Source organism: Pedobacter jeongneungensis (assembly GCF_000633455.1).
GTDB lineage: Bacteria > Bacteroidota > Bacteroidia > Sphingobacteriales > Sphingobacteriaceae > Pedobacter > Pedobacter jeongneungensis_A.
Genome location: NZ_AYMG01000039.1, coordinates 111210 through 125920, shown reverse-complemented (window position 1 = coordinate 125920; position 14711 = coordinate 111210). Strand labels below are relative to the sequence as shown.

Genomic DNA, 14711 nt, shown 5'->3' with positions numbered 1-14711 from the left:
CATGAATAGATTCTTTATTTCACATAAAAATCCCATTTTAGCGGTTCTGGTCATCATCTTAATTGGCGGTGTATACTCGTTCACCCAGCTTAAAACGGGTCTTTTTCCAGAGATTACTTTTCCGAAGATCAAGATCATTGCCGAAGCAGAACTTCAGCCGGTTGATAAGATGGTGGTTACCGTTACCCGCCCCCTGGAGAATGCGGTAAAACAGGTGCCCGATCTGCAATTGGTAAGAAGTACCACCAGCCGCGGTAGCTGCGAGCTTTCTGCTTATATGAATCCTGGAGCAGATATCGATCTGAGTCAACAGCGGATCGAATCGCAGATTGCCAAAATTTCGGCTTCGCTGCCTGCAGGGGTAAACATCTCGGTAGAAAAAATGAATCCTTCTATACTTCCTGTTAGCGGATATAGTCTGGAAAGTCATAATTATTCTCCTGCCGAACTTAAAAAAATAGCCACTTATACTGTAAAACCTTTTTTATCACAGGTTGATGGCGTTTCGGAAATCCGCGTAATTGGAGGTAAAACCAAAGAATACTGGCTGGAACTCGATGTGCAGAAGATGCAGTCGCTTGGTATTTCCCCAGATCAGATTTCGGCTGCACTTTCACAGACCAATTTTATAAAATCGAACGGTTACCTGTCCGACAACAATTTTCTTTACCTCTCGGTAACTGATGCTACAGTAAAGACCAAAAACGACCTGGAAGAACTGGTACTCACCAGAAAAGGGAACCGGACAGTACGGATAGTTGATGTGGCAAAGGTGAATATCCAGCAGAGTGTAGAATATACCCGCATTAATGCCAACGGAAAAGATGGAATACTGATTGCCGTAATTAAACAGCCAAATGCAAATCTGGTTGATCTTTCTGCCGAAATAGCTGCAAAGGTTACTGAACTGAAACATATTCTTCCGGCAGGAGTGAGCATTAAACCCTACTATGTACAGGCCGATTTCGTTAACGAATCGGTTAAAAGCGTACGCGATAGTTTATTGATCGGACTTGCATTGGCCATCATTGTTGCCATTATTTTTTTACGATCGCTAAAGGCCAGTGCAACCATACTGATTACGATTCCGGTTACGCTCTGTTTAACCGTTATTGTGCTTTATTTTATTGGATATTCGCTAAACATCATGACACTGGGTGCCATTGCAGCTGCCATCGGACTGATAATCGACGATGCGATTGTAGTAGTTGAACAGATCCACCGTACACACGAAGAGCATCCTGACAAGCCAACGGCTCCTTTAATCAGCAAGGCCATCAGTTATCTTTTTCCAGCCATGCTGGGCTCATCCATCAGTACGATTGTGATTTTTATTCCATTTGTGCTGATGACGGGTGTGGCAGGATCTTATTTTCAGGTAATGACCAATACCATGATCATTACATTGGTATGTTCGTTTTTTGTAACGTGGATCGGTTTACCAATAATTTACCTGTTACTAACGAAAAATGCGCACGGCAATGCATCTGGAAAACAGGTAATCGTTCATGAAATAAAATCGCAGAACTGGGTACGTTTTTTTATTAAAAGACCATACATTTCTTATGTTTTTATCCTGGTGCTCATTGCGTCAATCGTTTTGGTATTCCCAAGGCTGCAAACCGGGTTTTTGCCCGAAATGGACGAGGGCAGTATTGTACTGGATTATGCATCTCCTCCGGGAACCTCATTGGAGGAAACCGATCGGATATTAAGAGAGGTGGAGAAAGAAATTGTTAAAATTCCGGATGTACAGGCTTATTCGAGGAGAACAGGTACGCAGATGGGATTCTTTATCACTGAACCCAATACCGGAGATTACCTGATCCAGCTGAAGCCTAATCATAAAAAGAGTACCGAAGAGGTGATTTCTGAAATCAGGAGTCATATTGAACATACCCAGCCTGCATTGATTGTCGATTTTGGTCAGGTAATTGGCGATATGCTGGGCGATCTGATGAGCTCAACACAGCCCATTGAGGTGAAAATTTTTGGAAACGACCAGCAGAAACTGCAGGTATTGTCTAAACAAGTTGCCGGTCTGGTTTCGAAGGTAAGTGGAACAGCCGATGTATTTGATGGCATTATCCTGTCAGGACCAACAGTAAATATTCAGCCCAACTTTGCCATGCTCGCGCAATATGGAATTACGCCGCTTTCCTTTCAGTCGCAGGTACAAACGGCCATGCAGGGCAATGTAATCGGTGATCTTTACGATAAACAGCAGCTTTCTCCCATCAGGATGGTTTATCCCGGAAACAAGAATTTTGGTGTATCAGATATCTCAGCGCTTAAAATTTTTCTACCTAACGGAATGGCGGTTCCGATTCAGAACCTGGCTAAAGTGGATCTTCAATCGGGTAATGCTGAAGTAGATAGGGAGAACTTACAAACCATTGGGGCTATTACGGCAAGGTTAGACAACCGGGATCTGGGAAGCGTGATGAAGGATATCCGGTCGGTGGTTAATCGAAAAGTTAACCTGCCATCGGGCTACCATATCGAATATGGAGGGGCCTACAAAGAACAACAGCAGTCTTTTGCCGAACTGCTTACCATTTTAATTGCCTCAAGTTTATTGGTATTTAGTGTAATTCTTTTCCTTTTCAGAGATTTTAAGGTGGCGTTTTTAATCCTGTTGATTTCAGTATTGGGCATTTCAGGGAGTTACCTCGCTCTACTGTTAACAGGTACGCCTTTAAATGTGGGCAGTTATACGGGCCTGATCATGATTGTGGGGATAATCGGAGAAAACGCCGTATTTACCTTTTTACAATTTAAAGAATCCCTGCAGGAAAAAAATGTAGACGACGCAATCACCTTTGCCATTTCAACGAGGCTAAGACCAAAACTAATGACGGCATTGGGTGCAATCATCGCCTTAATGCCATTAGCCCTTGGTATAGGGGCAGGTGCGCAATTGCATCAACCATTGGCCATTGCGGTGATCGGTGGGTTTATTGTAGCATTACCGCTGTTGCTAATTGCGTTGCCAAGTCTGCTCAGAAGCTTTTATACCAGCAAAGAAGAAGGGGATAAATCATTGCATGTTTGATAAGCGATCCTTAATTATATCATAACCAGCTCAACAAAAAACAAAATGAAAAAGAAATTTTTAAGTGCAGCCTTGCTATTGGGCATTATTATATCTGCTTCTGCACAGCAAAAGCCAGGTATGCATCTATTGGCCACGCATAAAATCAAGAGCGATGGCGGTTGGGATTACCTCACCATAGATCAGGCGAATAATAACCTGTATATATCACATGGCAACCAGGTGAATATCCTGAATAAAACAAACGGTGATTCGGTAGGGGTGATTCCCAATACACTTGGGGTTCATGGAATTGTAATAGCCACTCCGTTTGGCAAAGGTTATACCACCAATGGCAAATTGGGTACCTGTACGGTATTCGATTTGAAAAATTTTAAGATAACAGCGACTGTAAAAGTAGGCCAAAATCCTGATGCGGCTTTTTATGATGATTTTTCAAAAAAAGTAATTGTTTTTAATGGAAAAAGTAATGACGCCAGCATAATTGATCCAACAACAGATAAGGTGGTATCAACAATTCCGCTGGGAGGAAAACCCGAAGCGGGTGTTTCTGACGGAAACGGCAAGATTTACGTTAATATAGAAGATACGGGTGAAATTGTGTGTTTCGATATCAGCACCAGTAAAGTGCTTTCCAGGTACAAATTGAAAGGTGGCGAAGAGCCCTCTGGCCTTGCTATTGATCGTAATACTTCAAGGCTCTTTACAGTATGTGCAAATAAGGTGCTGATTATTCTTGATGCGAAAACAGGAAAGCAGATTACTACGTTACCGATAGGAGATGGAGCAGATGGTGTAGTTTTCGATCCTGTAATTAAAATGGCTTATAGCTCAAATGGCGAGGGAACCATTACAGTGGTTAAAGAAGTTTCGGCTGATAAGTTCGTGGTTCAGGAAAACATTAAATCAGAACCTGGCGCCAGAACGATTGCGCTTGATCTGCTCACCCATCATATTTTTCTTCCAACAGCAACATTCGAAAAAAGTACTGCTGCTGCTCAACGCCCAAAAAGAGTTTCTGGCACATTTAGAATCCTTGAATTTGGGAAATAGATCAAAATTCTAATAGGAAGCGCCTAAGACTTAAACAATAACTTGTTATTTGCCTGAAAATTGCCTTATCATTTTGTAATTATAGAATAGATGAAGATTTAAGTTGATATTTTGCAACAGATTTAATTCTGTCTTTTTTAATCCTTTTCCTTCAGGCTTAGTCATACAGGTTTGATACTAATGAAAACCGAGAAAAGAATTTTAATGGCCCAGGATAAAAAAGAAGATGAGGACGGCGGAGATGGATTTCCAAGTAAGATGGTACTTTTTATCATCCTGTTGAGTATATTACTGATTACTTTAGTTTTATTCAGGCGTTAATGTTATGCCAATGAACGCCTGAATAAACGCAAATATGCTCGTTAGTCTTATGCCAGATTTTTCTATTGAACACTAGTTTTTTCGGCTTCGTAAGTAAGCTCTACTACTCCAGATCTGAAAACCCTGGTTCCTGTTAACTTTAGTCCAATACGTCCTTTTAAATCTTCAAATAAAGGTTTCCCTTCTCCCAAAACGGTAGGATGGACAGATATTTTGTAAATATCGATAAGCCCCAGGTCGATAAATGTTTTAATGAGTTTTGCACCTCCGTAGAGCCAGATATCTTTACCGCCCTGTTTTTTAATTGCTGCTACTTTGTCTGCTATATCGGAAGTGATGAAAGCAGCCTTTTCACTTTGCCTATCCTGACTTGAAAAAATAAATTTATTTTTGGCGTGGATTGCTTTCCACATCGATTTTTCAGCAGTTGGCGTATTTTCTTCGGGCTGAAAATTTCCCCAGGCATCGTAACTTACTCTTCCATAAAACATGGTATCTATGCTTTCGATAAAAGCATCAAAATTCATGTCATCGTCCATGATACACCAATCAATTTCCCCATTTGGCCCCTCGATAAACCCATCGAGCGTAACGGCCAGGTTTAAAATTACTTTTTTCATATAGATTTTCTTTTGAGCAAAATTACAGACAGTTTTTTGACTGTACTTTGGAAAAATGCGACAAAATCAAAGCTGAGATGGAGCAAGTCCGGTGTTTCTTTTTATTTCGTTGCTGAGGTGCGAATGGTCATAAAAGCCGCATTCAAAAGCAATTTCTAATAAACTTCGCTCTTGGCCAGGATTTTGAATAATTGCCAGCGCATGCTGGAAACGGATGATGTTTGAATATTCTTTCGGCGTAATGCCAATATATGTTTTAAATTTACGTTCCAATTGCCTGATGGTGGTGTAGTTTCGCTTGGCAACTTCATAAATACTGGCTTGCCCATTTGATTGTTGGATATCAGTTAAAACAGATTGGAACTGCATATCCATATTCCCGATCCTGTTGGTGTAAAAATGATTGAGATAAGCAATGGGATTTTCAATCATCTTTTCTGTTTCAAACGAAATAGGCTTATCAAACTCAATGGTGCTGTTTATCAGTTCGTTTTGAGGTGCATAATGGTAAAAGCTTGAAAAAGCGGCTGGTTTTAAGCATACACCCATTAAATGCGTACCTTTTTCAATAAAACTGTCGTTAAACGAAGTCATCGCACCAACGGCATAGGTTTTACCATAGTTCATAGAAATCGATCCATTGTCTGTTTTACAGGTTTCGCCCAGGTTGATAACCAGTCCAGGGCACCCATCAGGAAAGTTCCGTTCCCATTGCGCATCATTTTCATCTCCTTTCAGTTCCCAATAAGCATGGATAAAGGGAGCTAATGCTGCACAGGGCTTTATTTCTGTAAACTTCATAAAGTCAATTTAAAAAGTAGCGCAATAGCTAATTACTTCTTACCAATCTTCTTGTCAAATTCAAGCTGAAGGCTGTTTAATGCCTTGTCATATCCTTTACGATCGAAAAATGCGGCAGGATTATATTTGTCGCCAGGCTTGTGTTTCTCATGCAGGCCAAACTGACTTGCATGTGAAGATAGCCAGATATCGAATGATAATTTTTTAAGCGAATTTAAAGTGTAGGCATAATCCTTTTCAATTTCAGGATAGGCCGGTATTTCGGAAAACTTTTTCTCGGTAACTATACTTGGCATATTCGCAATCAGTACCGAATATGATCGTTTTTCATCTTTGGTTTTAAGCATAAAACTGCATGAACCTTTAGTGTGCCCTGGATGGTGAAACATTACAATATTGGTATTTCCCAATTGGATCTGATCCCCATCTTTTAACAAACGATCCGGTATAATAGGTGCGTAGGTTGTTTTTCCATTACCCAGTGCGTAATCAGATTTTCCACCATCTTTCATCACTGTTGCATCTTTTTCATCAACCATCATTTTTGCTCCGGTAAGTTTTTTAATTTCTGCCATGGCACCCAGGTGATCGTAATGTGCCTGTGTGGTAAGCAGGATTTTGATATCCTTGAAGTTAAAGCCCAAAAGATTTACATTTTTTTTGATCTGTTCTGCTGATGAACTCAGTCCGGTATTAATTAATATATTTCCTTTTGAAGTGGTAATGAGGTAACAGGCAAGATCGTAAGTGCCAACATAATATACGTTACCAACAATGCGGAATGGGGCATAAGGGGCAGACCACTCTTTTGGTGTATCAGTAGGTTCCTGTACATTTTGTGCAAGTACAAATAGCGGGAAAAGAAAGAGGCAAAAGATAAATTTAATTTTCATAGTACAGGGATAGTGATGTAGATTGATTACACCAAAATTAACTAAAATTATGATTTGGTTTTGTATAGGTTATCATATTTTAGCAGACGTCTGCGTATTTCACCTTTTTGTAAAGGGTGAAAATACGTCCCTATCCTTTATTTCTTTTGCTGATATTTGATACAACCAGAAGTTGTGAAGGTGAAAGTGTGCTGGTTTCATAATCAACCAAACAATAACATGTTAAAAGAGAAAGTAATAGTTGTAGGATACGACGATACAGCCAGTTTTTTAATTTTGCTGGATAAATTAAAGCAATCCATAACTTTTACCTATCATATTGTTTCAGCAACCATGGCCACGGGTTTAGCAGGTATACTGGGCTCAATGAAACCAGATCTGCTTATTTTATCCTTCTCCAATAACCAATATGTGCTCAACGAAATCGGGGCATTAACCGTACAGCCATTAATTCCTATATTATGTGTAACGAGAAGAGGTGAAAATGAAACCTTAAACTGGCCTGTCAATCACATTGTATTTAGCTGTCAGCTGGAGTACCTCCATCAGGCTTCTTACCTGAGTTCGAGGGTTAATTCCATTTTGCTGATGAAAAAAGAGCAGCCAGCACCCCCAAGAGCGTTAGGTTTTGCTGATACAGCCATTGCTGCTGCCGATCATAACCGGAACCTCAGCCGTTATGTAATGGAACTTGATCAGAAAGTAGATGTGCTTTTAAAAATAAAAGAGCGCATCGGCGAGCTTTATCCAAATGTAGATGACCGAACCAGAACAGAACTGATTTCTATCGTTAACACGATTAAAATATCTGCGAACGATTATAAACTCTGGGATGATTTTAAACTGTATTTCGAAGAAATTAATCCTGGGTTTTTATTACAACTTACCAAAGCTTACCCCACATTAACATCAATCGACCTTAAATATTGCTGTTACCTTAAAATGAATATGAGTAATGATGATATCAGAAACTTACTGGGTATTAATCAGGAAAGCGTCCGCACACACAAGTACAGGCTTAAAAAGAAAATGTCGCTGGCGAGAGACCAGGATCTTGCTGCACACCTAAGGGCAGTAGATCAGCATAAGTTGAGTATGGCCTGAGTTTATTAGCTCCTTTTGTCATTCCTTTGCTACCATTGACCGATTCCAATAGATACGTCGTCAGCAATGACGATACTCTTATATTTCCCCGTCTACGATTTGTCTACGCGTTATTTTCAGATTAGATAAAATGTATATGAAAAGTATATTAGTATTCTGCTGTTATTTGATACAGGATGTCTAATTTTATATAATCATCCCGATACAATCATCCATCACAAACAAACTGATTTAATCAAAGATACTAGTATGATTAACGAGGCGCTCCAATTTACGTGCGATACCCTGGATCAATTTCTAAGGAACCGCTTTGCTTTAGATGAATCAAAAGTGATCAAGAATACGCTGATCGAAAGTAACGGGAGTGTACCTGCAGCAAACCAGAATAAAATCGTTGTTTCGCTGATCAATGTTGAAAAGGAAACCACTAAGGCCTTTAATGTGCGCAACCATCAGCTTAGTAACGGGAGTTATGTAAATGTAAATCCTGCTGAAAGGTTTAACCTGGATGTTTTGATAAGCGCCAACTTTGATGATTATAGCGAAACTCTTAAATTTCTGAATGCAGTGATCCTCTTTTTTCAGGTCAATACTTCGTTATCCGTAAATACTTCTTCTTCCATTCCAAAAGGATTAAGTAAACTGGAGTTTGATATAGAGAAACTCAATTATCAGGAAATGAATAATTTGTGGTCGGCCATGGGCGCAAAATACCAGCCCTCTGTTATTTACAAGATGAGGTTAATCACCATTCAGGGATTCGAAGCAGATGGATTTGTAGGGGCAGTTTCGGTAATGGATAATCAGGTAACACAATGATCGAAAAATATCAACGCCTCTTTCAGCTGGATGTGTACCACAGTTATTTCCAGAAAAGCATTTGCCGCTGCCTGGAGTTTAATGCCGATAGTGCTACCGAACAATTGATGAAAAGGTTCCGTCTTCTTATCAAGAGGCAGGTTAATGGTATTGGTTTGTATGGAAATACTACCCAACCTTTACAAGAGCTGTTAACCTATATAAAACAAGTTACCGGGCAGGATGCTTTTTGTTTTGAAATCAGAACCAATAACCCCGACTTTAACTTTTTTACCGAACTGCCACCTGATTGGGTAGGCCAGCTTTTATACGATAGCAGCAATACGACTGTAGATGATCAAAATGTACAGCTCAACCAGCAGCTCTCCGGTAATCCGGGTACGAACTGCTTAGGCAAAGTAACCCTTCGTTTTGCTGATATTTTAGAATTTAATAAGGATATGGGGACTGCCGGTTTCGAAATTAAATTTATGGCAAGGGCAACGCAATGGCAATACTTTATCATCAATAGAAATGCGTTGCCACTGGATAATCTTGCCATTTCAGGAAAAGAGCCCGTTGTTTTTGAAGGGCCGGAAAATGTAGTAATGGAAACGGGGCAAAATGCGTTGTTGTTCTCTTCGGGCAGCAAACTCATTCCATTAAGCGAGGTACCCATACACAAATTCGATCTGATCAACTGTCCGGCATCGACCGATAATAAGCTTGTGCAGCCACAAATCATTATTAAGGGCCTGCCAACACCCATACCTGAATGGATAGGTAAGGTAACGGATAATGCCGCTCAACAGCTTTCTTCACCCATGTATGTTTATTTATAAACCAATAACCGCTAAAAATAAGTTATGATTGCATCAAACATTAAGTCTCCCGGTGTTTACATCAATGAGCAAAATGCCTTTCCCAACAGCGTAGTCACGGTGGCTACTGCGGTTCCGGCATTTATAGGCTACACGCCCCAGGCCGAATACAATGGTAAATCGTATACCAATGTGCCGTATAAAATTACGTCATTTGCCGAGTTTCAGTCTATCTATTGCTACCCTAACCCGGCACCACCAGCAAGTCCGGCGGTACAATATAGTCCCGAATATTATTTGGTGCAGCAAAAAAGCGAACCTACTGATCGTGATTATATGATCATTAATGGTGCATATTATTCCATTTTGCCTGATCCCAATACCATTTATTACATGTATAACAGTATTGAACTGTTTTATCAAAATGGGGGTGGCGAAGCGTATATCGTATCTGTAGGTACTTATGGCCCTGCATCTGCGCAGCCGATGGGTGTAGGACAGCAGATTATTAATCCGAATGTTTCCTTATCACAGCTTCAAAGTGGTCTTCAACTTTTACTTAACGAGCAGGAACCTACCATGTACATCTGTCCGGAGGCCACTTTGTTATCGGTAGATGATAATGGTACCCTGATGGAAAGCATGCTGGCGCAAAGCCAGGACATGCAAACCGCGGTATCTGTTTTCGACATCATTGGCGGCCGAAATCCCGATCCTGTAACTTATTCTGCCGATATTGACACTTTCAGGGAGCATACAGGTGAGCAGGGCTTAAGCTATGGCGCTGCTTATTATCCTTTTATTGGTACCACCATTATGGAAAGCACCGATATCAACTACACCAATCTTTTTGGCGGCGATGTTAAACTGCTAGAACCACTGTTAAATCCACCATCAAACCCCAACCCAACGGCAGCAACCATCCTCCATAATATTGAAAATCCTCCGGGAACACCCCTAACGGTAACACAATACAATAATGCATTAATCAATGCGAGTAAGGTATATGCCACCATAATTAAAAATGTACTTGCACTGGCCAATATTCTTCCGGCAAGCGCAGGCATGGCAGGTGTAATGACCACTATTGATAACCAGGAAGGTGTATGGCAGGCTCCGGCCAATACTTCCATTACTACCGCGGTATCTTTACCCATCAATTTATCAGAAAGTCAGCAGGGCAGCCTTAACATCGATCCTGTTTCAGGTAAATCCATCAATGCCATCCGCTTTTTTAACGGCATCGGTATTTTGGTATGGGGCGCCAGAACATTGGATGGTAACAGTCAGGACTGGAGGTACATTTCGGTAAGAAGAACCATGATTATGATCGAACAATCCTGTAAACTGGCTGCACATTCTTACGTTTTCCAACCTAATGTAAAAAATACCTGGGAAGCGGTTAAAGCAATGATCAGCAGTTTCCTGAACACCATTTGGAAAGAAGGTGGGCTGATGGGTGCAACCGCTGCAGATGCCTTTTCGGTAGATTGTGGTTTAGGTACCACCATGACCGCTGATGATATCCTGAACGGATTTATGAACGTAACCGTTCGTGTTGCCGTGGTACGCCCTGCAGAGTTTATTGTACTTACTTTCCAACAGGAAATGCCGGTTTCTAGTTAACAGATTTATACATTTAATTTAAAAAGATAATATTATGGCAGATGATGGAAGCGCACAAGGCGCAACATGGCCCTTACCGAAATTTAGGTTTGAGGTAGATCTTGGTACCGAATTAAAGGGCGTTGGATTTCAGGAAGTATCCGGAATGGATGTCGAAAATCAGGTAATCGAATACCGCAAAAGCAATAGTCCGCTTTTTTCTACAGAGAAAATGCCAGGTTTGGTAAAATACGGTAACGTAACCATGAAACGTGGAATTTTTGTTAACGATAACGTTTTCTGGGATTGGCATGCGGAAATTAAAATGAACCTGATTAAAAGGCGTACAGTGCTGATTAAACTGCTCGATGAAGCAGGTAATGTAACCATGCAATGGCAATTAGATAATGCATGGCCAACCAAAATCAGCAGTACCGACTTAAAATCAGAAGGAAATGAAGTAGCGATTGACACATTGGAAATTGCGCACGAACAGTTAACCATCACGAATGGCAAGTAATACTTATCCGGTAGGGTTTTATTTCATGGTTTCCTTAAAAGGGGAGAATGCAGCCTTTCAGGAGGTATCAGGGATTTCTAAGGAGTTAGGTATAGAAGAAGTGGTTTCGGGTGGGGAAAACCGGTTTAAATACCGGCTCCCCACTACTTCATCGAGCCAAAACCTGGTGCTTAAAAGAGCGCTTGTTCCGGAAGAGTCGGGCCTTGTTGATTGGTGTGTGAGCAGCATGGATGGCGGGCTTGGCATTACCATTCAAACCAACGACATTTCGGTTAGCCTGTTGGATGCCAACGGAGATATGCTGGTAATGTGGACTTTCCACAAAGCCTATCCGATAAAGTATTCGGTATCTGATTTAAAATCGCAGGAAAATGCCCTTGTAATCGAGTCTATCGAGCTGGCTTATACCTACTTCGAGATTACGGATAACGGGACTTACACTTCAAACCTATTTGATTAATCATTATGCCTGTAGAAATAAGAGAACTTATCATTAAAACGCAGATATCAACAAGCGAAGCAAACCAGCATGCTGGAATCAGTGCAGAAGATGTTAAGCAATTGAAGAAACAATTGCTGGCTGAATGCAAAAAAATGATCACTGAAAGGACCAAAAGAAGTAATAATGCTCGTTAGCTATGGGAAGTCTGGAACCAATGAAAATTACCGGTTATACGGATGAACAGTTTACCAAACGTTTTCCCGGTCCGCCGTACCTGATGATGCTCAATCCCGAGTCGATTAAATGGCAGCGGAGCATTGAATATAACCAGCAACAGGCACCCGATTCCAGTTCACCATCGCAACGTTACAAAAGTACGCCAAGCGATAAACTGAACTTTGATGTGGTGATTGATTGTACCGGAATTGTTGACCCTAAACGGGTTGATATGGCGAAAGAGATCAGCACTTTAGAAAACATTATTTTTACCTATAATGGAACCATTCACCGCCCCAATTTTGTTAAGGTGCAATGGGGTAAAGACCTCGTTTTTAACGGGGTATTAAATTCATTTGATATCTCTTATACCTTGTTCCGGCCCGATGGAAGCCCCTTGAGGGCCAAAATTTCACTGGGTTTTGGACAATATATTGCTCCACAAACGGTAAAAATACAGGATCAGGACGAATCGCCTGATATCAGTCATCTGGTTACCGTGATAGAAGGAGAAACATTGCCCGAATTGTGCGAAAAGGTATGGAATAATGAAAAATATTACATTCAGGTAGCCCGCTACAATGGCCTTAATAAATTTAGAAACTTAAAAGGGGTAGAAAAACTGATTTTTCCGCCCATCATCCCAAAAATATAATGGCATCATCATCCAATATCCCTAGTGGCAGTTTAGCCACCTATACCGTTAAAGTTGCAGGTAATACCGTTCCTGGAGAAGTAAATGTGCTTTCGGTACGGGTAGAAAAAAGAATAAACCGCGTTTCTACCGCAATAATCACCATTTTGGATGGTGAAGCAAATACCGGAACATTTGAGGCCAGTTCTTCTTCTGTTTTTGTACCCGGTAACGTCATCAGTATCGAAGCCGGTTACGATTCATCCAACACGGTAATCTTTAAAGGTATTATTACCCGTCAATCCATCCTGATTAATGACCTTATCGGCTCAGCCCTCGAAGTAGAATGCAGAGATGAAGCGATAAAAATGACCGTGGGCAGAAAGAGCCTCACCTTTGCGCAAAAAAAGGATAGTGATGTAATCAGTTCCATCATCAGCAGTTATTCTTCCTTAACGCCTGATGTAAGCGGAACCACTACCATTTGGCCCGAGCAGGTACAGTTTTATGTAAGTGATTGGGATTTTATGCTTTCGCTGGCAGAAATGAATGGCCTGGTTGTCACCACACTTAACGGTACAGTCGCCGTTAAAGCACCTGGTGCAAATCCTAATCCGGTAATAACCATAGGTTATGGTAGCGGATTAATGGAATTCAGGGCAGATATGAATGCCGTAACCCAGTTAGAAAGTGTAAAATCAAGTACCTGGGACTATAAACAACAGCAGGTAGCCAGTGCTGAAGCACCAAACAATTATGCCGGACCAGGAAATATCTCCTCTAAAACATTAGCTGAAGTAGTTGGCCTGCCTGAATATGCCCTCCAAACCACCGCACCGATGGAAACAGAAGAGCTTAACAACTGGGCCAAAGCGCAGATGCTAAAAAGTGAGTATGCCAAAATCCAGGGAGAAGCTAAATTCCAGGGCACTAACCTGGTTGATCCGGGTAAATTTATGACCTTAAATGGACTGGGCGGCAGGTTTAATGGCAATTATCTCATTTCTGGTGTTATCCACGACCTATCTGAAGGAAACTGGGTTACCGAAGTTTCAGTAGGCCTTTCGCCTCAATGGTTTATCGAAGAGCCTGATGTAATGGCACCTCCAGCCTCTGGCATGTTGCCTGGTGTTAGGGGTTTATTTAATGGAACCGTTAAAAAAATGTACGACGATCCCGATTCGCAATACCGCATTTTAGTAGATGTACCTCTATTTGATCAAAGCGGTCAGGGCATTTGGGCAAGACTGGCCAATTTTTATTCAACCAGTGGTGCAGGTGCATTTTTTCTGCCCGAAGTGGGTGATGAAGTGGTACTGGGCTTTCTAAACGAAGATCCACGTAGTCCCGTGATATTGGGCAGCATGTATAGCAGTCCGAAAAATAAGCCTTACAAAGACCTTATTCCCAATGAGAAAAACTCCATAAAGGCAATTGTTTCCAAATCGAACATCAATATCGAGTTTGATGATGAAAATAAGGTGTTAACCATTGCTACGCCGGATAAAAACACGATGATTTTTAGCGATCAGGATAAAAAAATTACCATTCAGGATGAACATAACAATAGCATTGTCATGTCAGCGGACGGGATTACTATCAAAAGTGCTACAGATATTAATATACAAGCAAATCAGAAAGTAAATATCGCTGGTGCACAGGGAGTAACTGTAAAGGCACCAACAGGCGATGTTGCGTTAAGCGGCATGAACATTAAACAGGTAGCCGACAGCCAGTTTTCGGCAGAAGGATCAATGACCACAGAAATTAAAAGCGGGATGGAACTGAGCCTGAAAAGTGCAATGATTATGATTAATTAATTTTAAAA

General features: G+C 41.0%; 15 protein-coding genes. 12 read left to right on the top strand and 3 right to left on the bottom strand.

Features of this window, described 5'->3' with window-relative positions:
- Position 1: 1 nt before the first annotated feature.
- The 3 genes from U859_RS0129020 (at position 2) to U859_RS32130 (ending at position 4429) form a co-directional block, all read left to right on the top strand.
- Positions 2 to 3055 (top strand): efflux RND transporter permease subunit, encoded by a 3054-nt coding sequence (locus U859_RS0129020; protein ID WP_025146716.1) that lies wholly within the window; start codon positions 2 to 4, stop codon positions 3053 to 3055.
- A 45-nt stretch (positions 3056 to 3100) separates the two neighbouring features.
- Complete coding sequence (locus U859_RS0129015; RefSeq protein WP_025146715.1) at positions 3101 to 4108, top strand: YncE family protein; 1008 nt, start codon at positions 3101 to 3103, stop codon at positions 4106 to 4108.
- Between the two features lie 180 nt (positions 4109 to 4288).
- A complete protein-coding gene (locus tag U859_RS32130) occupies positions 4289 to 4429 on the top strand; it encodes a hypothetical protein (RefSeq protein ID WP_162800086.1) in 141 nt (46 codons plus the stop codon).
- 62 nt (positions 4430 to 4491) lie between these two features.
- Here the strand turns inward: U859_RS32130 and U859_RS0129005 are convergent, their stop codons facing one another.
- The 3 genes from U859_RS0129005 to blaB3PEDO all read right to left on the bottom strand — a co-directional run bounded on the left by U859_RS0129005 (position 4492) and on the right by blaB3PEDO (position 6743).
- Positions 4492 to 5049 (bottom strand): dihydrofolate reductase family protein, encoded by a 558-nt coding sequence (locus tag U859_RS0129005; protein WP_025146714.1) that lies wholly within the window; start codon positions 5047 to 5049, stop codon positions 4492 to 4494.
- A 66-nt stretch (positions 5050 to 5115) separates the two neighbouring features.
- The gene (locus tag U859_RS0129000) at positions 5116 to 5850 is read right to left on the bottom strand and encodes a helix-turn-helix domain-containing protein (RefSeq protein WP_025146713.1); all 735 of its coding nucleotides are present in this window, start codon (positions 5848 to 5850) and stop codon (positions 5116 to 5118) included.
- Between the two features lie 32 nt (positions 5851 to 5882).
- The gene (gene blaB3PEDO / locus U859_RS0128995) at positions 5883 to 6743 is read right to left on the bottom strand and encodes a PEDO-1 family subclass B3 metallo-beta-lactamase (RefSeq protein ID WP_025146712.1); all 861 of its coding nucleotides are present in this window, start codon (positions 6741 to 6743) and stop codon (positions 5883 to 5885) included.
- A gap of 219 nt (positions 6744 to 6962) precedes the next feature.
- Between blaB3PEDO and U859_RS0128990 the strand changes: the two genes are divergently transcribed.
- From U859_RS0128990 to vgrG, 9 genes are all read left to right on the top strand, one after another.
- The gene (locus U859_RS0128990; protein WP_025146711.1) at positions 6963 to 7847 is read left to right on the top strand and encodes a helix-turn-helix transcriptional regulator; all 885 of its coding nucleotides are present in this window, start codon (positions 6963 to 6965) and stop codon (positions 7845 to 7847) included.
- A 249-nt stretch (positions 7848 to 8096) separates the two neighbouring features.
- Positions 8097 to 8666 carry a DUF4255 domain-containing protein gene (locus U859_RS0128985; protein WP_025146710.1) on the top strand — a complete coding sequence of 190 codons (570 nt, stop codon included), beginning with the start codon at positions 8097 to 8099 and terminating at the stop codon, positions 8664 to 8666.
- Positions 8663 to 9487, top strand: a complete 825-nt coding sequence (locus U859_RS0128980) for a hypothetical protein (RefSeq protein ID WP_025146709.1) — start codon at positions 8663 to 8665, stop codon at positions 9485 to 9487. Before U859_RS0128985 ends, U859_RS0128980 begins: the two co-directional genes overlap by 4 nt.
- Before the next feature lie 24 nt (positions 9488 to 9511).
- Positions 9512 to 11092, top strand: a complete 1581-nt coding sequence (locus U859_RS0128975; protein ID WP_205314453.1) for a phage tail sheath family protein — start codon at positions 9512 to 9514, stop codon at positions 11090 to 11092.
- 34 nt (positions 11093 to 11126) lie between these two features.
- Entirely contained in the window at positions 11127 to 11591 is a 465-nt protein-coding gene (locus U859_RS0128970; RefSeq protein ID WP_025146707.1) for a phage tail protein, read from the top strand.
- The gene (locus U859_RS0128965; protein ID WP_025146706.1) at positions 11581 to 12051 is read left to right on the top strand and encodes a phage tail protein; all 471 of its coding nucleotides are present in this window, start codon (positions 11581 to 11583) and stop codon (positions 12049 to 12051) included. The genes U859_RS0128970 and U859_RS0128965 overlap by 11 nt, the downstream gene beginning before the upstream one ends.
- A gap of 5 nt (positions 12052 to 12056) precedes the next feature.
- Positions 12057 to 12227, top strand: coding sequence for a DUF5908 family protein (locus U859_RS32125; RefSeq protein ID WP_162800085.1), 171 nt, complete (start codon positions 12057 to 12059; stop codon positions 12225 to 12227).
- Between the two features lie 2 nt (positions 12228 to 12229).
- On the top strand, positions 12230 to 12904 hold the full coding sequence (locus tag U859_RS0128955) for a hypothetical protein (protein ID WP_025146705.1): 675 nt from the start codon (positions 12230 to 12232) through the stop codon (positions 12902 to 12904).
- Positions 12904 to 14703, top strand: a complete 1800-nt coding sequence (gene vgrG / locus U859_RS0128950) for a type VI secretion system tip protein VgrG (protein ID WP_025146704.1) — start codon at positions 12904 to 12906, stop codon at positions 14701 to 14703. Before U859_RS0128955 ends, vgrG begins: the two co-directional genes overlap by 1 nt.
- Positions 14704 to 14711: the final 8 nt, after the last annotated feature.